Annotated in this window: 15 protein-coding genes and 1 pseudogene; 5 read left to right on the top strand and 11 right to left on the bottom strand. The window is 74.1% G+C overall.

Going from position 1 to position 21,234, the window contains the following annotated elements; translation table 11 throughout:
* Window positions 1-15: 15 nt before the first annotated feature.
* The 4 genes from sucC to OG286_RS24080 all read right to left on the bottom strand — a co-directional run bounded on the left by sucC (window position 16) and on the right by OG286_RS24080 (window position 6,332).
* Window positions 16-1,191 carry an ADP-forming succinate--CoA ligase subunit beta gene (gene sucC, locus OG286_RS24095; protein ID WP_396321414.1) on the bottom strand — a complete coding sequence of 392 codons (1,176 nt, stop codon included), beginning with the start codon at window positions 1,189-1,191 and terminating at the stop codon, window positions 16-18.
* A 338-nt stretch (window positions 1,192-1,529) separates the two neighbouring features.
* A complete protein-coding gene (locus OG286_RS24090) occupies window positions 1,530-2,702 on the bottom strand; it encodes a VWA domain-containing protein (protein ID WP_396321415.1) in 1,173 nt (390 codons plus the stop codon).
* Between the two features lie 146 nt (window positions 2,703-2,848).
* A complete protein-coding gene (locus OG286_RS24085) occupies window positions 2,849-5,212 on the bottom strand; it encodes a DUF5682 family protein (RefSeq protein ID WP_396321417.1) in 2,364 nt (787 codons plus the stop codon).
* Window positions 5,213-5,249: 37 nt separating this feature from the next.
* On the bottom strand, window positions 5,250-6,332 hold the full coding sequence (locus OG286_RS24080) for an AAA family ATPase (protein ID WP_396321418.1): 1,083 nt from the start codon (window positions 6,330-6,332) through the stop codon (window positions 5,250-5,252).
* A gap of 177 nt (window positions 6,333-6,509) precedes the next feature.
* On the opposite strand from OG286_RS24080, the gene OG286_RS24075 reads away from it, so the two are divergent.
* Together OG286_RS24075 and OG286_RS24070 are read left to right on the top strand one after the other, a co-directional pair.
* Window positions 6,510-7,832 (top strand): SWIM zinc finger family protein, encoded by a 1,323-nt coding sequence (locus tag OG286_RS24075; protein WP_396321419.1) that lies wholly within the window; start codon window positions 6,510-6,512, stop codon window positions 7,830-7,832.
* Window positions 7,833-7,886: 54 nt separating this feature from the next.
* Window positions 7,887-9,473 (top strand): DUF5691 domain-containing protein, encoded by a 1,587-nt coding sequence (locus tag OG286_RS24070; protein WP_396321420.1) that lies wholly within the window; start codon window positions 7,887-7,889, stop codon window positions 9,471-9,473.
* Between the two features lie 84 nt (window positions 9,474-9,557).
* Here OG286_RS24070 and OG286_RS24065 read toward each other — a convergent pair whose 3' ends face one another.
* Window positions 9,558-9,965, bottom strand: coding sequence for a cobalamin B12-binding domain-containing protein (locus OG286_RS24065; RefSeq protein ID WP_360191583.1), 408 nt, complete (start codon window positions 9,963-9,965; stop codon window positions 9,558-9,560).
* Between the two features lie 325 nt (window positions 9,966-10,290).
* On the opposite strand from OG286_RS24065, the gene OG286_RS24060 reads away from it, so the two are divergent.
* Complete coding sequence (locus OG286_RS24060; RefSeq protein ID WP_396321421.1) at window positions 10,291-11,085, top strand: M23 family metallopeptidase; 795 nt, start codon at window positions 10,291-10,293, stop codon at window positions 11,083-11,085.
* Between the two features lie 4 nt (window positions 11,086-11,089).
* On the opposite strand, the gene pcrA is transcribed toward OG286_RS24060, so the two are convergent.
* The 3 genes from pcrA to OG286_RS24045 all read right to left on the bottom strand — a co-directional run bounded on the left by pcrA (window position 11,090) and on the right by OG286_RS24045 (window position 16,041).
* Window positions 11,090-13,732, bottom strand: a complete 2,643-nt coding sequence (gene pcrA / locus OG286_RS24055; protein ID WP_405360114.1) for a DNA helicase PcrA — start codon at window positions 13,730-13,732, stop codon at window positions 11,090-11,092.
* Between the two features lie 82 nt (window positions 13,733-13,814).
* The gene (locus OG286_RS24050; RefSeq protein ID WP_405360116.1) at window positions 13,815-14,567 is read right to left on the bottom strand and encodes a LuxR C-terminal-related transcriptional regulator; all 753 of its coding nucleotides are present in this window, start codon (window positions 14,565-14,567) and stop codon (window positions 13,815-13,817) included.
* Window positions 14,560-16,041, bottom strand: a complete 1,482-nt coding sequence (locus tag OG286_RS24045) for a PspC domain-containing protein (protein ID WP_396321424.1) — start codon at window positions 16,039-16,041, stop codon at window positions 14,560-14,562. The genes OG286_RS24050 and OG286_RS24045 overlap by 8 nt, the downstream gene beginning before the upstream one ends.
* 133 nt (window positions 16,042-16,174) lie before the next feature.
* Here OG286_RS24045 and OG286_RS24040 point away from each other — a divergent pair, with 133 nt between their 5' ends.
* Entirely contained in the window at window positions 16,175-17,647 is a 1,473-nt protein-coding gene (locus tag OG286_RS24040; RefSeq protein ID WP_396321425.1) for a PspC domain-containing protein, read from the top strand.
* Window positions 17,644-17,853 carry a hypothetical protein gene (locus tag OG286_RS24035; RefSeq protein WP_396321426.1) on the top strand — a complete coding sequence of 70 codons (210 nt, stop codon included), beginning with the start codon at window positions 17,644-17,646 and terminating at the stop codon, window positions 17,851-17,853. The genes OG286_RS24040 and OG286_RS24035 overlap by 4 nt, the downstream gene beginning before the upstream one ends.
* Before the next feature lie 10 nt (window positions 17,854-17,863).
* Here OG286_RS24035 and OG286_RS24030 read toward each other — a convergent pair whose 3' ends face one another.
* The 3 genes and pseudogenes from OG286_RS24030 to guaA form a co-directional block, all read right to left on the bottom strand.
* Window positions 17,864-18,163: a Rieske (2Fe-2S) protein gene (locus OG286_RS24030; protein ID WP_405366079.1), complete on the bottom strand. Its 300-nt coding sequence runs from the start codon at window positions 18,161-18,163 to the stop codon at window positions 17,864-17,866.
* A gap of 186 nt (window positions 18,164-18,349) precedes the next feature.
* Window positions 18,350-18,901, bottom strand: a pseudogene (locus tag OG286_RS24025) (DoxX family membrane protein); the annotation flags it as partial.
* Window positions 18,902-19,108: 207 nt separating this feature from the next.
* Entirely contained in the window at window positions 19,109-20,692 is a 1,584-nt protein-coding gene (guaA, locus tag OG286_RS24020) for a glutamine-hydrolyzing GMP synthase (RefSeq protein WP_396321543.1), read from the bottom strand.
* Window positions 20,693-21,234: the final 542 nt, after the last annotated feature.

Here is a 21,234-nt window from a genome sequence, read left to right as displayed (position 1 = left end):
GTTAAGTCCCCTTCCTTACTTGGCGTTGGCCAGCTCGGCGGCGCGGTCGGCCGCACCGTCCATGGTGTCCACGCGCTGGACCAGCGGGTGGTTCGCGTCGTCGAGGATCTTGCGACCCAGCTCCGCGTTGTTGCCGTCGAGGCGGACGACGAGCGGCTTGGTGACGGCCTCGCCCTTCGACGAGAGCAGCTCCAGAGCCTGCACGATGCCGTTGGCGACGGCGTCGCACGCAGTGATGCCACCGAAGACGTTGACGAAGACCGACTTGACGTCGGGGTCGCCCAGGATGATCTCCAGGCCGTTGGCCATCACCTCGGCGGAGGCGCCGCCACCGATGTCGAGGAAGTTGGCGGGCTTGACGCCGCCGTGCTTCTCGCCCGCGTAGGCGACCACGTCGAGGGTGCTCATGACGAGACCCGCGCCGTTGCCGATGATGCCGACCTCGCCGTCGAGCTTGACGTAGTTCAGGCCCTTGGCCTTCGCCGCCGCCTCGAGCGGGTTGGCGGCGGCCTTGTCCTCGAGCGCCTCGTGCTCGGGCTGGCGGAACTCGGCGTTCTCGTCCAGGGAGACCTTGCCGTCGAGCGCGATGATCTTGCCGTCGCCGGACTTGATCAGCGGGTTGACCTCGACCAGGAGGGCGTCCTCCTTGATGAAGACGACCCAGAGCTTCTGCAGGACGTCGGCGACCTGGTCCGCGATCTCGGCCGGGAACTTCGCGGCGGCGACGATCTCGGCGGCCTTCTCCGGGGTGCAACCCTCGTTGGCGTCGACCGGGATCTTGGCGAGCGCGTCCGGGTTCTCCTCGGCGACGACCTCGATCTCCACACCGCCCTCCACGCTGGCCATGGCCAGGAAGGTGCGGTTGGTGCGGTCCAGCAGGAAGGAGACGTAGTACTCCTCCTTGATGTCCGCGGTCTGGGCCAGCATCACCTTGTGAACGGTGTGGCCCTTGATGTCCATGCCGAGGATCGCCTCGGCCTTGGCGACGGCGTCCGCCGGGTCGGCGGCGAGCTTCACGCCACCGGCCTTGCCTCGGCCACCCACCTTCACCTGAGCCTTGACGACGGCGCGGCCGCCGAAGCGCTCCGCGATGGCGGCAGCGTCTGCGGCGGTCTCGATGACATCACCGTCAAGCACGGGCACACCGTGCTTGGCGAAGAGGTCCCTCGCCTGGTACTCGAACAGGTCCACGTGTTTGTCCTTGTTCGTGGTCGCGGATTGTGTCTCTACGAGCGTGCCACGGCAGGATCTTCGCTGCGGGTCGTCGGGGCGGTGCGGGTACGCAGAAGTACGGCCTTGCGGCCCACACAGCCACGGGCGCACACGTCAATCAACACGCGCGTCACGTCCGTCTGGCAGGTTATCCCCGGACGACGGGCGTGTTTCGCCCGGGACCGGCCCGTCTTGGGTGAGAACCGTCACAGAGAGCCTGCGACCGTGTGTCGCGCGCCCTGCTCAGCGGGCGGGCGGATCCGGGGCTGCGGGCGGGCCCGGGTTCGCTCGTTCGGGTGAACCCGAGCCCGGGTTGATCACACGCCCTGCTCCGGTACCGGGATCGGCCGCTTCTCGATCGCCGCCGCCATGACGTCCGGGAAGACGTCGGGGGTGCAGGCGAACGCCGGGGCTCCGAGCGCGGCCAGCGCCGCCGCGTGCGCGTGGTCGTACGAGGGCGCGCCCTCGTCGGAGAGCGCGAGCAGCGCGATGAACTGGACGCCGGCCGCCTTCATCGCCGCCACCCGCTTGAGCATCTCGTCCCGGATGCCGCCCTCGTAGAGGTCGCTGATCAGCACCACGATCGTCTCGGACGGGCGGGTGATCCTCGACTGGCAGTAGGCGAGCGCGCGGTTGATGTCGGTGCCGCCGCCGAGCTGGGTGGCGAACAGGACGTCCACCGGGTCGGCGAGCTGCTCGGTGAGGTCGACCACCGAGGTGTCGAAGACGACGAGCCGGGTGTCCAGCGACTTCATCGAGGCGAGCACCGCGCCGAAGACCGCCGAGTGCACGACGGACGGGGCCATCGAGCCCGACTGGTCGATGCAGAGGATGACGTCCTTCTTCACCGCGCGCTGGGCCCGGGCATAGCCGACCAGCCGCTCGGGGACGACGGTGCCGTGCTCGGGCAGGTAGTTCTTCAGGTTGGCCCGGATGGTGCGGTCCCAGTCGATGTCCCGGTGACGGGGGCGGTTCACCCTGGCGCTGCGGTCCAGCGCACCGCCCAGGGTGGCCCTGGTGCGGTCGGCGAGCCGGCGCTCCAGCTCGGCGACCACCTTGCCGACCACCGCGCGGGCGGTCTCCCGGGTGGTCTCGGGCAGCGCGTGCTTGAGCGAGAGCAGGGTGCCGACCAGGTGGACGTCGGGCTCGACGGCCTCCAGCATCTCCGGCTCCAGCAGCAGCCGCTCCAGCCCGAGCCGGGTGATGGCGTCCTGCTGCATCAGCTGGACGACGGTGGACGGGAAGTACTCGCGGATGTCGCCCAGCCAGCGCGCCACCTGCGGCGCCGAGCCGCCCAGGCCGGCGCTGCGGCGGCCGGACCGCCCGGCGCGGCCCTCCTCCGGTGCCCCGCGGTAGAGCGCGGCGAGGGCGCCGTCCATCGCGGCGTCCCTGCCGCGCAGGGCGCAGCCCGTGCCGTCCGCCTCGCTGCCGAGCACCAGCCGCCAGCGGCGCAGCCGCTCCTCGGCGGCGGGGGTGGTGGTCACTGCCATCGGATGCTCCTTCACGAGGTCGGGATCGGGTGTCGCGGCCGGGGGCCGGGGCCGGGCGTCATGGTCGGGGGCCGGGGCCGGGGCCGGGACCGGGCCGGGTGCCGCGGCCGGGCCTCGGGCTCAGGTGTCGCGGCCGGGCGCCGGGCTCAGGTGTCGCGGCCGGTGGCCTGTTTCGGGATGCGCGCCGGGCCGCCGCCGGGGTGGGCCTGGCAGCCGGGCAGGCCGAGCAGGGTGGCGACCACCGGCAGGGCGGCGTCGGCGCGGCCCCGGTCGAGTGCCGGGCCAGCGCTCTCGTCCGCCGCCGGCCCGGTGCCGAACGGGCCGGCCGCGACCCGGCTGCCGATGGTGGTCCGGACACCCGCCTCCAGGGCGGAGAAGGTGCGGCGCAGCAGCGGCAGCACGTCGGTGAAGGCCTCGGCCGGCACCTCCGTCAGCCAGGCGTCGAGCAGGCCCAGCAGACGAGGGTCGTGCAGCAGCAGGGCGCCGCCGCCGGTGAGGAAGCCCTCGACCCAGCCGGCCGCGTCCGCCGGGGCGCCGGCGGCGGAGAGGACCAGGCCCATCCGGCGGCCGGCCTCCTCGGAGTCGAGCCGTCCGTCGTCCAGCAGCAGCCGGACGGCACGGCCGCGCAACACACCGGGCACGCCGGTGGCGGGGCCGCCGTCCGGCTCGCGGCGGGCGAGCGCCCGCAGGGTGGCGGCCCACCGGTCGGCGAGGCCGCCGTCCGGCGCCAGCAGGCCGATCGCGCCGTGCACCTCGTCGAGGTGACCGCGCATCACCGCCGCGCCGGCCGCGTCCAGCCCGGTGCAGGCGGGCGGCAGGCCGACGCAGATCCGGTCGGCGAGGCCGGCCGCGACCTCGCCGAGCGCGCCGTCGTCGGTGCCGCGGACGTCGCCGTAGCGCAGGGCGCGGACCAGGGCGGGCAGGGCGCCGGCGAGGTGGGCGACGTCGGTGTCCAGGGCGGCGCAGTCGGCGAGCACCCGCATCACCGCGGGCAGGGCGCTGCCGAGCCCGGCGAGCAGGCACGTCTCCACCAGCCCGGTCAGCTCGGCGAGCTCCGTCGCCGCCCGGGCCGTGCCGACGGCCTTCGCCCGGGCCGCGTCCTCGACCGTGGTGCCCCACTGGGCGGCCTCGGCGATCCGGACCGCGAACTCCGGCTGCCAGCAGAGCCGCCAGCTCTCGCGGAAGGTGCCGGTCGAGTTCACCGCGGACCGGCCGGGCACGCCCCAGTCGATGCCGAGCAGCCGCAGCCGGTGCAGCAGCCGGGAGCGGGCGGCGCCGGTCTCCTCGCGCAGGTCGAGGTCGAGCTCGCGCGGCTCCGCACCGGGCTTGAGACGCAGCGAGCGCTGGAGGCGGGTGAGGTCCCGCTGGAGCGGCACCGCCGGGGCGCCCTCCGGGACTTCGCCGAGCGCGTCGCCGATCACCAGCCGGTCCTGCACGAGGGCGAGGGCGACGTCCGAGCCGTCGCACATCACCGAGCGGACGGCGTCCAGCGTCTCGGTGAGGCCGGCCAGCGGGCGGCCGCGCATCACGGCGAGCGTGCGGGCCAGCCGGACGGCCTCGATGACGTGGGCGGAGGAGACCGGGTGGTCCTCGGCCCGGAGCAGCTCGGCGGCCCTGGTCAGCCACTTCGGCAGCGGGTCGCCCGGCTCCGCGAACAGGTGGCGGTACCAGCCCGGCGAGACGATCCCCGCGCCGTAGCCGCTCGACTGCGCGAGCCGCCGGTGCGTCCAGGGCACCCAGGTGATGTCGGTCCTGACCTTCTTCGGCAGGCCGGCCAGCAGGGCGCGGTCGTGGGCGACGGTGGGCATGCCGGCCAGCGCGGGGACGTGGAAGGCACCGCAGACCACCGCGATCCGCCGGTACCCGGCCCGCTTGGCGGCCCGGATCTGCCGGCGCATGTACGCCTCCCGCAGGTCGTCCCGCCGGGCGGTGCTGCCGGCGGCCACCCCGGCCTCGCGCAGCGCCGTCATCGCCTCGGCGACCGCGGCGAACGGGGCCAGCGCGTCGGCGCCGGGCGAACGGTGCTCGATCACGTCCTCCCACCAGCGCTCCGGGTCGTCGTGGCCGGCGGCCTCGGCGAGCAGCGCGATCGGGTCACCCGGCCGCTCATCCGCCGCCTCGCTCCCGCCGTCCGTCTCCCCCGGCTCCGCGGCGCCCTCGGCGCCCTCGGTCTCCGCGGCGAATCCGTACGCCGCCGGGAGGTCGATGAAGTGCACCGGCAGCCCGGCGTCGACGGCGTAACGGATCGCCACCCACTCCGGGGAGAACTCCGCGTACGGCCAGAACGCGGCCCGGGCCGGGTCGTCCACGGCATGGGCGAGCAGGGCGACCGGGGGCACCATCTCCTTCTCCGCCGCCAGCCCGACGATCGGATCGGCCTCCGGCGGGCCCTCGATCAGCACCACGTCCGGCTCCAGCAGCTCCAGCGCGGCCGCCACCGCGCGGGCCGAACCGGGGCCGTGGTGCCGTACGCCCAGCAGCGTCACCTCTGCGCTGATCCGATCACTCATCGCGCCCTCCCTCCTCCAACCTCGAACTGCGGTGCAATCAGCGGGCGTTCTCGCGGGCCGCGCGGTAGAAGTCCTTCCAGCCGTCGCGCTCCCGCAGCACGCCCTCGACGTACTCGCGCCACACCACCTGGTCGGCCGCCGGATCCCGGACGACGGCGCCGACCACACCGGCGGCGACGTCGCCGGCCCGCAGCACGCCGTCCCCGAAGTGCACGGCCAGCGCCATCCCGTTGGTCACCACCGATATCGCCTCCGCCGTCGACAGGGTGCCGCTCGGCGACTTCACCTTCGTCCGGCCGTCCAGCGTGATCCCGGCCCGCAGCTCGCGGAAGACGGTGACCACGCGCCGGATCTCCTCGGCGCCGCCGGGCAGTTCGGGCAGCTCCAGCGAGCGGCCGAGCTGGTCTACCCGCCGGGTGACGATGTCCACCTCCTCCTCCAGCGAGCCGGGCAGGGGCAGCACCACGGTGTTGAACCGTCGGCGCAGGGCGCTCGACAGCTCGTTCACGCCCCGGTCCCGGTCGTTGGCGGTGGCGATCAGGTTGAACCCCCGCACCGCCTGCGTCTCGCTGCCCAACTCCGGCACCGGCAGCGTCTTCTCCGACAGGATGGTGATCAGACTGTCCTGCACATCGGCCGGGATGCGGGTCAGCTCCTCGACCCGGGCGATCTTCCCGTCCGTCATCGCCCGCATCAGCGGCGACGGCACCAGGGCCTCCCGGCTCGGCCCGTTGGTGAGCAGCTGGGCGTAGTTCCACCCGTAGCGGACGGCCTCCTCCGGGGTCCCGGCCGTGCCCTGGACGAGCAGCGTGGAATCACCGCTGATCGCGGCCGCGAGGTGCTCCGACACCCACGTCTTCGCCGTCCCCGGCACGCCGAGCAACAGCAGCGCGCGGTCCGTCGCCAGCGTCGTCACGGCGACCTCGACGACCCGGCGCGGACCGATGTACTTGGGCGTGATCACCGTGCCGTCGGACAGCTCGCCGCCCAGCAGGTAGGTCGCCACGGCCCACGGGGACAGCCTCCATCGTTCGGGGCGCGGACGGTCGTCCTGCGCGGCCAGGGCGGCCAGCTCCGCCGCGAAGGCGTGCTCCGCGTGCTGCCGCAGAACGTCGGTCATAGGGGGCTCCTTCGGGCCGGCCGCCGGACACACCTGTGGCAGGCGGCGAAGTGATCGGGGGGAGCCAGGCCGGCGTCCCGGCCTGCGAGAACAAGCCTGCACCGAGCCACTGACAATCCTGACCGGACCTCAGTTCGACCACCGGGACTGTCAGTCCCTGCCCCTACCGTCGTCGCCATGGAGGAACGCTGGAGCACCGAACACGTCCTGTCCCTGGCGCCCGACGCCGCCTCGCGGAAGGCCGCGGGCAAGCTCTCCTCGCCCGCACCCTGGTCGGCCACGGGCACCGACGGCGGCGCGCTCTGGGGCGAGTGCCGGGGCAGCGGCAGGACGCCCTACCGCACGGTCGTCGAGCTGGCCACCCCCGCCTACACCTGCACCTGCCCGAGCCGGAAGTTCCCGTGCAAGCACGCCCTCGGGCTGCTCCTTCTCTGGAGCGGCACCCCCGAGGCCGTCCCGGCCGCCGAACCGGCCGACTGGGCCTCCGCGTGGCTGACGGTGCGCCAGGAGCGGGCCGAGCAGCGCGCCGCCGCGCCGGTGCCGCCCGCCGACCCGGCCGCCGCCCGCCGCCGCGCCGAGAAGCGCTCCGCCCGGGTCGCCGCCGGCGCCGCCGAGCTGCGGCTCCGGCTGGCCGACCGGATCCGCCACGGCCTGGCCGACCAGTCCACCGCCGGCCCCTGGGAGGAGGTCGCCGCCCGCATGGTCGACGCCCAGGCGCCCGGCCTCGCCGCCCGCGTCCGCGCCCTCGACACCACCCCCCAGCAGCACCTCCTGGAGGAGTACGCCATGCTCCATCTGCTCGCCACCGCCGCCACCCGGGTCGGTGAACTGCCCGCCCCGCTCGCCGCCACCGTACGCGCCCGGATCGGCTACACCACCGACACCGCCGACCTCCTCGCCGGCCCCACCGTCCGCGACCGCTGGCACGTCCTCGGCAGCCGCACCTCCCCGCTGGAGGGCGGCGCCGACGACCGCCTCACCACCCGCCGCCTCTGGCTGCGCGGCGCCAAGACCGGCCGCCCCGCCCTCCTCCTCGCCTTCGGCCGCCCCGGCCAGGCCCCCGACCTCGCCCTCCCCACCGGGCACGTCCTCGAGGCCGAGCTCGCCTTCCACCCCGGCGCCCGCCCGCTGCGCGCAGCGCTGGGCACCCGCTACGGCGCCCCCGAACCCGGCCCCGCCACCCCACCGCCCGGCCTCACCGCCGCCGAAGCCGTCGCCGCCTACGGCACCGCCGTCGCCGACGACCCGTGGCTCGACGCCTGGCCGGCCGTCCTCACCGACGCCGTCCCCGTCCTCACGCCCGACGGCTGGCACCTCACCGACGGCCGGCACACCCTCCCGGTCCACCGCGCCGCCACGCCCGAATCCGCCCTGTGGCGTCTCGCCGCCGTCTCCACCGGCCGCGCCCTCACCGTCTTCGGCGAACACGGCCACCAGGGCTTCACCCCCGTCACCGCCTGGGGCCCGGACCACCGCCCGATCAACCTCACCACCCCGTAGCCCGGCGGCCCACCGCACGCCCGCACCGCCCACACCACAACCTCAGGAGACCACGTGTCCGACCCCTGGGAGTCCCTCCACACCACCGCCCTCCTCGGCACCGACCGCCGTCCCCTGCCGCAGCCCACCGGCGAGTCCCCCGCCCACCGGGCCGTCGACCGCACCGACCCGGCCACCGCGCTCCTCGAACTCGCCGCCCTGGAGACCGTCCGCCGCCGCGCCGGTGCCCTCCCCTCCCCCGTCACCGAGCCCCTCGCCGCCCCCGCTCCCGAGGACGACCGCCCCGAACTCCCCGCCCCCGCCGCCCGCCGCCTCTCCCTGCTCCTCGGCACCCGCGGCGGCGGCACCACCCTCGCCAACCTCACCGAGCTGCTCCCCCAGTGGCTCACCACCGCCCGCGCCCGCGGCTACCGCCCGCCCGCCGTCCTCGTCCCGGCGCTGCTCGACGCCGCCCGCGCCCGCAGCGAGCTGCGCCCCGACGCGGTCGCCCTGGCCGGCCCGCTCGGCCGCTGGCTCGCGCCCCGCAACCCCGACTGGCGCTTCGTGCTGCGCACCACCGCCGGGGAGCCCGCGGAAACGGCCGGCCCCGGCGACGACCGCCTCTGGCACGAAGGCCTCTTCGCCGAGCGCGTCACCCACCTGACGCTGCTGCGCCGCACCGACCCGGCCGCCGGTCTCGCCCTGCTCCGCAGCACCTGGTCCACCGAGCGCGCCGAGGACCGCCTGCTCTTCCTGGACGCACTCCAGGACGGCCTCTCCCCCGCCGACGAGCCCTTCCTGGAGGCCGCCCTCGGCGACCGCAGCAAGAACGTCCGCGCCACCGCGGCCGAGCTGCTCTCGACGCTCCCCGGCTCCACCCTGGCCGGCCGCATGGCCGAGCGCGCCCGCGCCGCCGTCCGCCTCTCCGACCGCGGCACGCACCTGCTGGTCACCCCGCCCGCCGAATGCGATCAGGCGATGCAGCGTGACGGCATACCACTCAAGTCGCCCACCGGGCGCGGCGAGCGGGCCTGGTGGTTCGGCGAGGTGATCGCCGCGGCACCACTGGCCCTCTGGCACGAGTCCACCGGCCTGACGCCGGACCGGCTCCTCGCCCTGCGGGTCGGTGACAGCATCGACGAGACCAACAGCAGCTGGGCCGACGACCTGCGCGAGGCCTGGGCCCGGGCAGCCGTCCGCCAGCAGGACGCCGACTGGGCGCGGGCGCTCCTCGGCCCGGCCCCGGCCCCATCCCCCCCGGAGAGCCGGCGGGCCCGCCCGCCGCGGACCACGGGCGCCCCCGGCAAGCTGCTCTCCGTCCTGCCGCCCGCCGAACGCGCCGCCTGGACGGCCGCGTTCATCGAGGTGCACGGCCTCGGCGAGGCCTTCCAACTGCTCGGCGCCTGCGCGGCCCCGTGGACGCCGCCGCTGTCCACCGCCGTGGTCGCCGCCCTCGCCCGGGCGGCCGCCTCCGGCGCGTACCCGTGGAGCCACAGCGGGGTGCTCGGGATGACCGAGCGTGCGCTCGCCCCCGAGACCGCCGCCGCCGTCGAGGCGCTGGTGGCCGACACCGCCCCCGCCACCGCCTGGGCCGAGACCTTCACCCGCCTCGCCGGCACCCTGCGCTTCCGCGAGGCCATGCTCGCCGAACTCGCCTCCTGACCCGCGACGCACCCGGGCCGGCACGGGAGGAGACCCGTACCGGCCCGAGAAGATGCAGGCGTACCAGGGCTTTTCTGACAATCCCTAGCTGGCGACCCGCAGGTTCGCCTCGACCCAGGCCACCACGTCCCGGGTCGGCGTGCCAGGGGTGAAGATGTCCGCGACGCCCATGGCCTTGAGCTCGACGATGTCCTCGTCCGGGATGATCCCGCCGCAGAAGACCTTGATGTCCTCCGCCTCGCGCTCCTTCAGCAGCTCCAGCACCCGCGCGCAGAGCGTCATGTGTGCGCCCGAGAGGACCGACAGCCCGATGCCGTCCGCGTCCTCCTGGATCGCGGTGTCGACGATCTGCTCGGGCGTCTGGTGCAGGCCGGTGTAGATGACCTCCATACCGGCGTCGCGCAGGGCGCGCGCGATGACCTTGGCGCCGCGGTCGTGACCGTCGAGCCCGGGCTTCGCGACTACCACACGGATCGGCCCTGACACACCCATCACTGCCTCCTGGACTTCGTCGTCCACCACCCCAGACCTCGTCGGGCACGGGCGCGGTTAACCAGCAATAACCAACCTGAGGGGAGGTTAGCGTCACCCGGCCCCCCTGGCCGTGCCGCCCCTCAAGAGGAGGGGAAAATCACAGCCCCGCCCTTGCTACCAGTCGGTATACCCCGCAATTCCCACCCACAGCCCACCAACTCGCCTCTTGACTTACGGACTTTTGTCCGCATGTCGGCGTTGCGGCTACAGTCGCGGCAGTTTTCCCCTCGTCTTTCCCCTCGCCCGACGACGTGCCGAAGGCCCACCGAGGAGGCAGCCCCCGATGGCTCCCGACGCAGCCGCCCGCCCGACCCGAGCGGAGCTGCGCCTGGCCGCCCGCGAGCAGTCGCGTGCCCAGCGGCGCGGTGCCGCCAAGGCCGCCACCAGGACGGCGCTGCTGCGCGTCGCGCTGCCGTCGGTGGCCGCGCTCGGGGTGGCCGCGGCGGCCGCCGTGACCGTCCAGGGCGAGGCCGGCCAGCAGCGCCTCGAGGCGGCCGGCCGGGTGCCGCAGCAGGCCACGGCCGCCGACGCGCCGGACAACGCGGCCGCCCGGGCCTCCGCCCAGCAGGCCCTCGCGACGGACGGTGCCGGCCAGGCCTCCCGCAGCGACGCCCGCCAGCCGCTCTCCGGCGGCCAGCCGACCGCCGAACCGACCGCCGAACCAACGGCCGAACCGGCCGCGCCCAAGGTGGTCATGCCGGTCGCCGAGCACGGCCTCGGCGAGCTGTTCGGCGAGGCCGGCACCCATTGGGCCAACCGCCACACCGGCATCGACTTCCCGGTGGACGGCGGCTCGCAGGTCATGGCCGTCGCCGACGGCACGATCCGTACGCAGTGGAACCCGTCGTACGGCTACATGACGATCCTGAAGATGGCCGACGGCACCGAGGCCTGGTACTGCCACCTGCGCTCGTACAAGATCCGCAAGGGCACCGTGAAGCAGGGCGACGTCATCGCCTTCGTCGGCAGCAGCGGCAACAGCACCGGTCCGCACCTGCACTTCGAGATCCGGCCGCCCGGCAGCGGGCCGGTCGACCCGCTGCCGTGGTTCCTCTCGAACGGACTCGACCCGCGCTGAGCGGTCAGAGCTTCTCCACCGGCGCGTACCGCAGCAGCAGCTGCTTGCGCCCCTCCGTCCCGAAGTCGACGGTGGCCTGCGCCTTGTCCCCGACGCCCGTGGTGGCCACCACCGTGCCCAGGCCGAAGGTGTCGTGGGTGACCCGGTCCCCGACCGCCAGCGCCACGACCTCCCGCTCGACCGCCGCACCGGACCGCCGCGCCGACTGCCCCCAGCCCGCCTTCGGCGAGGCGGCCGCGCCGCCGCGCGAAGCACCGCGCGAGGAGCCGCCCGAGCCGGCGGACCTCCCGCCCCAGGACGACCCCGAGGAGTACCCACGCGAGGCCGGCACCGAGGCCGCCCCCGTCCGCTTCCACTCCACCAGCGTCTCCGGGATCTCCTCCAGGAACCGCGAGGCCGGGTTGTACGAGGGCTGCCCCCAGGCGCTGCGCAGCACCGAGCGGGTCAGGTAGAGCCGCTCCCGCGCCCGGGTGAGCCCGACGTACGCGAGGCGCCGCTCCTCCTCCAGCTCCTTGACCTGGTTGAGCGCCCGCATGTGCGGGAAGATCCCGTCCTCCATGCCGGTCAGGAAGACCACCGGGAACTCCAGGCCCTTGGCGGTGTGCAGGGTCATCATCGTGATGACGCCCTGCCCCTCCTCGTCCTCGTCCGGGATCTGGTCCGAGTCGGCGACCAGCGCGACCCGCTCCAGGAAGTCGGCGAGCGAGCCGACCGGCGGTGCGCCGTCCTCGCCGGCGTCGGGCCGCTCGCCCGGGTCCTGCTCGTACTCCAGCGCCACCGAGGCGAGCTCCTGGAGGTTCTCCACCCGGGTCTCGTCCTGCGGGTCGGTCGAGGACTGGAGCTCGGCGAGGTACCCCGTCTCCTCCAGCACCGCCTCCAGCACCGCGGCCGGCCCGGCGCCCGACTCGACGACCTGCCGCAGCCCGGCCATCAGCTCGTTGAACTTCCTCACCGCGTTCGCCGAGCGCGCGGCCATCCCGTACGCCTCGTCCACCCGCCGGAGCGCCTGGGCGAAGGAGATCCGCTCGCGCGCGGCCAGTGCGTCGATCATCGCCTCGGCACGGTCGCCGATGCCGCGCTTGGGCACGTTGAGGATCCGGCGCAGCGGCACGGTGTCCTCCGGGTTGGAGAGCACCCTCAGGTACGCCAGGACGTCCCGGACCTCCTTGCGCTCGTAGAAGCGCACCCCGCCGACCACCTTGTACGGCAGGCCGACCCGGATGAACACCTCCTCGAACACGCGGGACTGCGCGTTGGTCCGGTAGAAGATGGCGACGTCGCCGGGCTTGGCGTCGCCCGCGTCGGTCAGCCGGTCGATCTCGTCGGCGATGAACTGGGCCTCGCCGTGCTCGTCGTCCGCGACGTAGCCGACCACCTTCTCGCCGTGGTCCCCGGCCGTCCAGAGCTTCTTCTCGCGGCGGCTGGTGTTCCGCTCGATGACGGCGTTGGCGGCGGTGAGGATGGTCTGCGTGGAGCGGTAGTTCTGCTCCAGCAGGATGGTGGTCGCGTTCGGGTAGTCCTCCTCGAACTGGAGGATGTTGCGGATCGTCGCGCCGCGGAAGGCGTAGATCGACTGGTCCGCGTCACCGACGACGCACAGCTCGGCGGGCGGCACCTCGGCCAGCCGCCCGGCCGCCGGGTTCACGAACTCGCCGTCCACGGTGCGCTTCGGCGCGGCGGCGACGGCGCCCCCGCTGAGCTCGCGCACCAGCATGTACTGGGCGTGGTTGGTGTCCTGGTACTCGTCGACCAGGATGTGCCGGAACCGCCGCCGGTAGTGCTCCGCGACGTCGGGGAAGGCCTGGAGCAGGTTCACCGTCGTCATGATGATGTCGTCGAAGTCGAGCGCGTTGGCCTCCCGCAGCCGCCGCTGGTAGAGGAAGTACGCCTCGGCGAGCTTCTTCTCCATCGGGTTGGCGGCCTGGTCGGCGTACGTCTCCTCGTCGATCAGCTCGTTCTTCAGGTTGCTGATCTTCGCGGTGAAGGACTTCGGCGGGAACTGCTTGGGGTCGAGGTCCAGGTCCCGGCAGACGAGCGACATCAGCCGCTGCGAGTCCGCCGAGTCGTAGATCGAGAACGACGAGGTGAAGCCGAGCAGCTTGGACTCGCGGCGCAGGATCCGCACACAGGCGCTGTGGAAGGTGGAGACCCACATCGCCCGGGCCCGCGGGCCCACCAGCTGCTCGACGCGCTCGCGCATCTCGCCGGCCGCCTTGTTGGTGAAGGTGATCGCCAGGATCTCGCCCGGCTGCACCCCGCGGGCGCCCAGCAGGTGGGCGATCCGGTGGGTCAGCACCCGCGTCTTGCCGGAGCCGGCGCCGGCCACGATGAGCAGCGGCGAACCCGCGTGCAGCACCGCCTCGCGCTGCGGGTCGTTCATCCCCTCCAGCAGCTGCGCCGGGTCCACCACCGTCCGGGCGGCGCCGTTGCGGTACCAGGAGTCCCGCTCCGTCTCGGCGGCGTGGTCGGTGTGGAACAGCCCCTCCGGGATCGCCTCCTCGTACACGTCGTACGGGACGTCGTCCTCGTACGGCGGCGGCTCCTCGTCGATGGGCGCGGCGGCGTGCGGCTGCTTCGACCCGGCGGCGGGCCCGGCGGCGGGGGCCTCGAAACCGGGGAGCGGGAGGTCGTCAAAGAGGCTACTCATGGCACTCCGAGTCTATGGCCCCCCACCGACAAGCCCGCCCGGACCGGAGGGATCCGGACCGGGCGGGCGGGTGCGCGGGGCGTCAGACCAGGCGGCGGGCGGTGGCCCAGCGGGTCAGCTCGTGCCGGTTGCTGAGCTGGAGCTTGCGCAGCACCGCCGAGACGTGGCTCTCCACCGTCTTCACCGAGATGAAGAGCTGCTTGGCGATCTCCTTGTACGCGTAGCCGCGCGCGATCAGCCGCAGCACCTCGCGCTCGCGCTGGGTCAGCCGGTCGAGGTCCTCGTCCACCGGCGGGGTGTCGGTGGCGGCGAAGGCGTCCAGCACGAAGCCGGCCAGCCGGGGCGAGAACACCGCGTCGCCGTCGGAGATCCGGAAGATCGCGTCGACCAGGTCGGTGCCGGTGATGGTCTTGGTGACGTAGCCGCGGGCACCGCCGCGGATCACGCCGATCACATCCTCGGCCGCGTCGGAGACGGAGAGCGCGAGGAACCTCACGCCCTCCCGCCGCCCGCCGCCGCCCTTGTCCGAGCCGCTCCGCGCCGCCCCGCCCGACTGCTCGCCCATCAGCCCGGCCGAGCGGCGCAGCACCTCGACCCCGCCGCCGCCGGGAAGGTGGACGTCGAGCAGCACCACGTCCGGCCTGGTCTCGGCGACCACCCGGACCGCCGACTCCACGTCGTCGGCCTCGCCGACCACGTCGATCCCGGTCACCTCGGTGCGCCCGATCTCGGCCCGGACCCCGGTACGGAACATCCGGTGGTCGTCGACCAGGACGACGCGCGCGACCCTCCCCTCGCCGTCGGCCGGGACCCCCATCGGCGCTGCCTCAGTCATTCGTTCTCTCCATCTCCAGCTCGACCTCGGTCCCGCCGTCCGGCGCGGGCCGCACCCGTGCGGTGCCGCCGTTGCGCTTCATCCGGCCGAGGATCGACTCGCGGACACCCATCCGGTCCTCCGGCACCGTGTCGGGGTCGAAGCCGGGGCCGTGGTCGCGGACGAACACCATCACCGTCTTCCCCTCCACCTCGGCGTAGACCTGGACCGGTCCCCCGCCACCGTACTTGGCCGCGTTGACCGTCGCCTCCCTCGCGGCCTGCATCTGGGCCGCGATCCGCTCGTCCATCGGGCAGTCGCCGACGATCACCAGCTCGACCGGCACCCCGTGGCGGTCCTCGACCTCGGCGACCACCGCGCGCAGGCTCTCCGCCATGGTGTCCGGCGCGGCCTCGGCGGCGGCCTCCGGGCGGTACAGCCAGAGCCGCAGCTCGCGCTCCTGGGCACGGGCGAGCCGCAGCACCTCCTTCGGGTCCTCGGCCCGGCGCTGGATCAGGGTCAGCGTGTGCAGCACCGAGTCGTGGACGTGGGCGGCGATCTCGGCGCGCTCCTGGGCGCGGATGCGGGCGGTCCGCTCGGCGCCGAGGTCCTGCCACATCCGCAGTGCGTAGGGGCCGACCAGCACCAGCACGCCGGCCAGCACCGCGAGCGAGGCCTCGATCACCGAGCCGAGCGTGGAGCCGCTGCCCTGCATCGCGAGGAAGGCGATGGTGCCGGCCACCACCAGCAGCACGCCGCCACCCACCCTGGTGTAGGCGCCGCGCCGCTTCTCGCCCTCCTCCAGGCCGAACCAGCGCTGCCAGCGCGAGTCGTCGGCCTGCCGCCAGACCAGCGCGACGCCGACGCCGATCGCCAGCAGCGGCCAGGTGTACGGCCGGGCGGTCTGCACGCCGAGCGCGTTCAGCAGGGCGATCAGGCCGATCACCACCATGACCAGCGCGGCGAGCTGCCCCAGGCCGCCCTGGCGCTTCGCGGCCGGCCGGACCGGCGCCGTCTCCATCCCCGGCACCGCGCCGGGCTCCGCGGCGGGCTCGCCCTGCAGCGCGTGCTGGAGCAGCTCCCGCAGCCGGCCGATCCGGCCGCGCCGGCCCTTGCTCAGCTCCGCGCCGGACGCGCCGGAGGCCTGCCAGGACCCGGCCGGCACGAAGGCCCCGTCGACGTATACCCAGTGCGCGCCGCCGCGCTGCGCGGGCTCGCCGATGCCGATCGGCACCACGAACCAGAACGCCGCGTACAGCAGCGCGCCGATCCCCTGCGCGAAGAAGAGCAGGACGAACGCGACCCGGACCCAGGCGACCGGCAGGCCCAGGTGCACCGCGAGACCGTGCGCGACACCGCCGAGCATCCGGCCCTGCGGGCTCCGGTAGAGCCGCCGGTACGGCGGCCGCCCGTCGCCGGGGACGGACGGGTCGGCGCCCGCCGACGGCGGGGCGTCGGGGACGAGCGGACGGGGATCGGTACCGGGGGCTGCCACGCCACCGATGGTTCCACGCGGGCGGGCCCGGACGCATCAGGGTGGAGCCCTACCCGTTCTCAGGGACAAGTCAGGGTACGGACAGGGACGGCACCGGTTGGGCGGGCGCGCCGGAGCCACCAGGATGGTGGGCATGACCGAGGACCACCGCACCCAGGAGGCCGGGCCGAGCGCCCCGCCCGAGCCGGACCGACCCCCGCTGAACCGGACCGAGCACCACCGCGTGGTCGCCGGCGTCTGCGGCGGACTGGGCCGGCACCTGGACATCGACCCGGTGGTCTTCCGCGTGGTGACGGTGGTGCTCTGCCTCTCCGGCGGACTCGGCCTCTTCCTGTACGGGCTGGCCTGGCTGATCGTCCCGACCGAGCCCGTCCCGGACGGCAAGGGCGGCAGCCGGTCGGGCCGGACCGAGCTCCAGCGGGTGCTCACCGGCCGGGTCGACGGCCAGTCGGTCGGAGCGGTGCTGCTGACCGTGATCGGCACCGGCGTCTTCTTCTCCTCGATGGGCGACGGCGACCAGCTGTTCCCGCTGCTGCTGCTCGGCGGACTGGTCTTCCTGGCCGTCCGCTACGACCCGGAGCGCCGCCACAACCGGCTGCGCGGGCGCCGGCGCGGCCGCAACCGCCACGAGGGCCCGTACGACCGGTACTTCCCCGGGTCCGGGCCGGCCACCGCCTACTCCTGGCCGCTGACGGACGAGCAGCCGCCGCCCGGTGACGACGAGTCGGCCCGCGAGCGGCACGCCCGGGAGCGGGCGGCCGGCACGGTGCCGGCCGACACCCCGCACGCGGGCCCGAGCGGCTACCTCTGGGACCCTCGCCACCCCGAGCGCAACCCGTACGGCGACACCGGCGCCGCCCCGCACGGCGCCGCGGCCCCGCCGCCCGGCGGCCCGGCCCAGCCCTGGTGGCAGCGCGCCGACCTGCCGGAGGGGGACCCGCTGCGCAAGGGCGGCCCGGCCCGCCGGGCCCGGCCACCGGTGGCGGTGCGCCACCACCGCGAGCGCTCGCCGCTCGGTCTGATCGGGCTGCTGCTGGCGGTCGGCGCGGCCAGCGCGGTCTGGGGGGCCTCCGCCCACGGCGACACCGACGTGCTGACCGGCACCGTGCTGGCGACCGCCCTGCTGGTCATCGGGCTGACGCTGCTGGTCGCCGCCAAGTTCGGCCGGGCCCGCAGGCTCGTCGTGCCGGGCCTGCTGCTCACCCTGGCGCTCGCCTTCACCCACGGCTCGTCGATCTCGGTGCACAACGCGTTCGGCGACCGCGACTGGAGTGCCGCCTCGGCCGGCGAGCTGCAGCCGCGGTACACGCTCGGGCTCGGCAACGCCCGACTGGACCTCAGCCGGATCGACCCGGCCGGCAGCACCCTGCACAGCACCGTCGAGCTCGGCGCCGGCGAGCTGACCGTCCTGGTGCCGTCGAACGTGACGGTCGACCTGGAGACGAGGATCGGCCTCGGCAACGCCGCCGTGCCGGGGCAGGACGAGGTCAGCGGCAACAGCTCCCGCACGTTCCGGCTGGCCCCGGTGAACGGTCAGGCATCCACGGGCACGCTCGACCTCAAGCTGATGGTCGGGCTCGGCAACATCAAGGTGGTCCAGTCGTGAGGAAGCACCAGCTCGATCTCTTCTCGCTGATCGCCGGGGGGTTGTTCACCGTCATCGCGGTGCTCTACCTGGTGGCGGCCGTGAACGACATCTCGGTGAACGGCCGGATCGTCATCCCGGTGACCTTCATCGTGCTGGGCCTGGGGGGCCTGATCGGGGCGGTCGCGGCGGCAGCCCGGCGCGGCCGGACGGACGCGCCGGACTGAGGCCGCGGCGTCAGCTCTGCAGCGGCCCGAGGTTCAGCTTGTCGCCGTCCTTGGTGACGCCGTACTTGGGCAGCGGCTTGGTGGCCGGGCCGTTGACCACGGCGCCGGTGGCCGCGTCGAACCGGGAGCCGTGGCAGGGGCAGTACAGCTGACCGTTCTTCGGTGCGTCGACCGAGCAGCCGGAGTGCGTGCAGACCGCGGAGAAGGCGCAGTACTGGCCGGCCTTGGGCTGGACGATGTAGACCGCGTCGCCGGTGGCCGGGTCCTTGACCTGGGCGGAGCCGCCGACCGGGACGCTCGCTGCGGCCACCGAGACGGGCGGCCCGGCGGGCGCCCTCCCGGCCGGGGCGGCGGACGGCCCGACCGCCTTCTTGTCCCGTCCGAAGGTGGCGGTCAGCGAGCCGGAGAGCAGGCCGGCGCCCCCGATCGCGACGGCCGCGATCCCGCCGTCCACCAGCGCCCGCCGGCGGGTGTGCGCCTCGCCCAGCCCGCGCTCGCGGTCCCGGGCGGCCCGCTCGGCCAGGTAGCCGTCCAGCGAGAGGTACGGGGTGCCGGCCAGCAGCAGCGGGGTCCAGGCCATCAGGTAGGCGAGGTCGTTGCCGAGGTAGTACGGCGAGACGTTCCAGCTGACGGTCAGCCAGAGGCTCAGGTTGATCAGCGCGCCGCCGAGGGCCGCGACCCGGCCCCAGAGACCGAGCAGGGTGCCGAGGCCGACCGCAAGTTCACCGAAGGCGATGGCGAGCGCGAACAGGGTGGGGGCGTCGAGGGCTGCGCCGAGCAGGAAGGAGATCGGGCTGGAGCCCTTCGCCGCCTGGGTCTGCGAGACGAAGGAGGCCGGGTCGCCCGCGCCCGCCAGGTAGTGCGTGTCTGAGAGCTTGTCGAGCGCCGCGTAGACGAAGGTGACGCCGAGGAACATCCGAAGCGGCAGCAGCGCGTACCGCGAGGCCACCGCCTTGCGCGCGGCCACCCACCCGGTACTGCCGTCCGCCGCCCCCGCGCCGGTCGTCACGGAGCCGCCGGCCACCGTGGGGCTGCTGGCCTCCGTCATCCCTCACACCTTCCTTCACGGCCCGCCAACCGCCTGACAGGTCCGGTCGCATTCTGCACGTTTGTGAGCGCTTTCGGTGGGAGATCCCACCCGGTGGGCCCCCGTCCACCGCGAACGGCCGCGCCGCCGCTCCCTTGTATACGGGAACGACGGCGCGGCCGTTCAATGCCGGTCCGGGGCCTTCTCAGGGCCGGCCGGCGGGAGTGATCACTCCCACTCGATGGTGCCCGGCGGCTTGCTGGTGCAGTCCAGCACCACGCGGTTGACGTCCTTGACCTCGTTGGTGATCCGGGTCGAGATCTTGGCCAGCACGTCGTACGGCAGGCGCGACCAGTCGGCCGTCATGGCGTCCTCGGAGGAGACCGGGCGCAGCACGATCGGGTGGCCGTAGGTGCGGCCGTCGCCCTGGACGCCGACGCTGCGGACGTCCGCGAGCAGCACGACCGGGCACTGCCAGATCTTCCGGTCCAGGCCGGCCGCGGTCAGCTCCTCGCGGGCGATCGCGTCGGCCTCGCGCAGCAGGTCCAGGCGCTCCTTGGTGACCTCGCCGACGATCCGGATACCCAGGCCCGGGCCCGGGAACGGCTGGCGCTGGACGATCTCCTCCGGCAGGCCGAGCTCCTGGCCGACCATCCGGACCTCGTCCTTGAACAGCTTGCGCAGCGGCTCGACCAGCGCGAACTGGAGGTCCTCGGGCAGGCCGCCGACGTTGTGGTGGGACTTGATGTTGGCGGTGCCGGTACCGCCGCCGGACTCCACCACGTCCGGGTACAGGGTGCCCTGGACCAGGAACTCCACCGACTCGCCGTGCTCGCCGGCCTCGGCCACGATCTCCGCCTGGGCCTGCTCGAAGACCCGGATGAACTCACGGCCGATGATCTTGCGCTTCTCCTCGGGGTCGGAGACCCCGGCGAGCGCGTTCAGGAAGCGCTCCTGCGCGTCGACGACCTTCAGCTGCACGCCGGTGGCCGCGACGAAGTCCTTCTCGACCTGCTCCGTCTCGCCCTTGCGCATCAGGCCGTGGTCGACGTAGACGCAGGTCAGCTGCTCGCCGATGGCCTTGTTGACCAGGGCGGCCGCGACCGCGGAGTCCACGCCGCCGGAGAGGCCGCAGATCGCCCGCTTGTTCCCGACCTGGGCGCGGATCAGCGCGACCTGCTCGTCCACCACGTTGCCGGTGGTCCAGGTCGGCGCGATGCCGGCGCCGCGGTAGAGGAAGTGCTCCAGGATCTGCTGGCCGTGGTCGGAGTGCAGCACCTCGGGGTGGTACTGGACGCCGTAGAGCCGGGCCTCGTCGTTCTCGAAGGCCGCGACCGGCACCACGTCGGTGGAGGCGGTGACGGTGAAGCCCTCGGGGGCGGCCGAGCAGGCGTCGCCGTGCGACATCCAGACCGAGTGCTGCGCCGGGACGCCCTCGAACAGGGTGGAGCCGGTGCGGGAGACGGTCAGCGGGGTGCGGCCGTACTCACGGGCGCCGCTGTTGTCGACGGTGCCGCCGAGCGTCTTGGCCATCAGCTGGAAGCCGTAGCACATGCCGAAGACCGGCACCCCGGCCTCGAAGATCGCGCGGTCGAGCTGCGGTGCGCCCTCCTCGTAGACCGACGAGGGACCGCCGGAGAGGATGATCGCCTTCGGGTTCTTGGCGAGCATCTCGGCGACCGGCATGCTGCTCGGCACGATCTCGCTGTAGACCCGGGCCTCACGCACCCGGCGGGCGATGAGCTGGGCGTACTGGGCACCGAAGTCGACCACCAGGACGGTGTCGGTCTCAGGTACGGACTGGACGGGAATAGCAGAGGACACGGACGGCCTTCCGGCAGCGGTACGAAAGGTGTCGCGCGCAGCGCTTCCGTCGAAGGGCGGCGGCGGGCGACGAGCGGGGGTCTGTGGTCGAGTCTACCGGGCGGGCCGGTTTCACTCGTCTGCACGTCCAGGAGACCGTGACCGCCCCGGCCGCCGGTTCGTTGCTTCTGACGACCGTACGACCGCGCCGCGCCCGCCAGGTGCGCCGCCTCCGCCCCGGCCAGGGGCGCCGCCGTACGGGCTTGCAGGACCACGCGTGGAGCTCATCCCAGTCCACCGGCGCGCGTGGCGCCACCGCTGTCCCGGCCCCGCCGGGAGCGGTGCGCCGTGGGACCGTGCGCGGGTGCAGCGGCCGGCCAGCAGGGGACAGCGACCCCGGCCGCGACTGGACCAACGAGGTGGGGTGGCTGGCCTCCGGGGACGCCCGGAGGCCGGCCGCCGCACCCCGGCGCAACCCAGGCGCACACCGTTCACCGTCCCGCGCCGCTACGCGCGTCCCCGTGCGCTCCGGCCGACACCACTACGCACCG

Origin of the sequence: Kitasatospora sp. NBC_00039, from assembly GCF_045160625.1 — a bacterium.
Classification (GTDB): Bacteria; Actinomycetota; Actinomycetes; order Streptomycetales; family Streptomycetaceae; genus Kitasatospora.
Note: the sequence above shows the minus strand (reverse complement) of the source record. Positions and strands in the feature narration are given on the sequence as shown.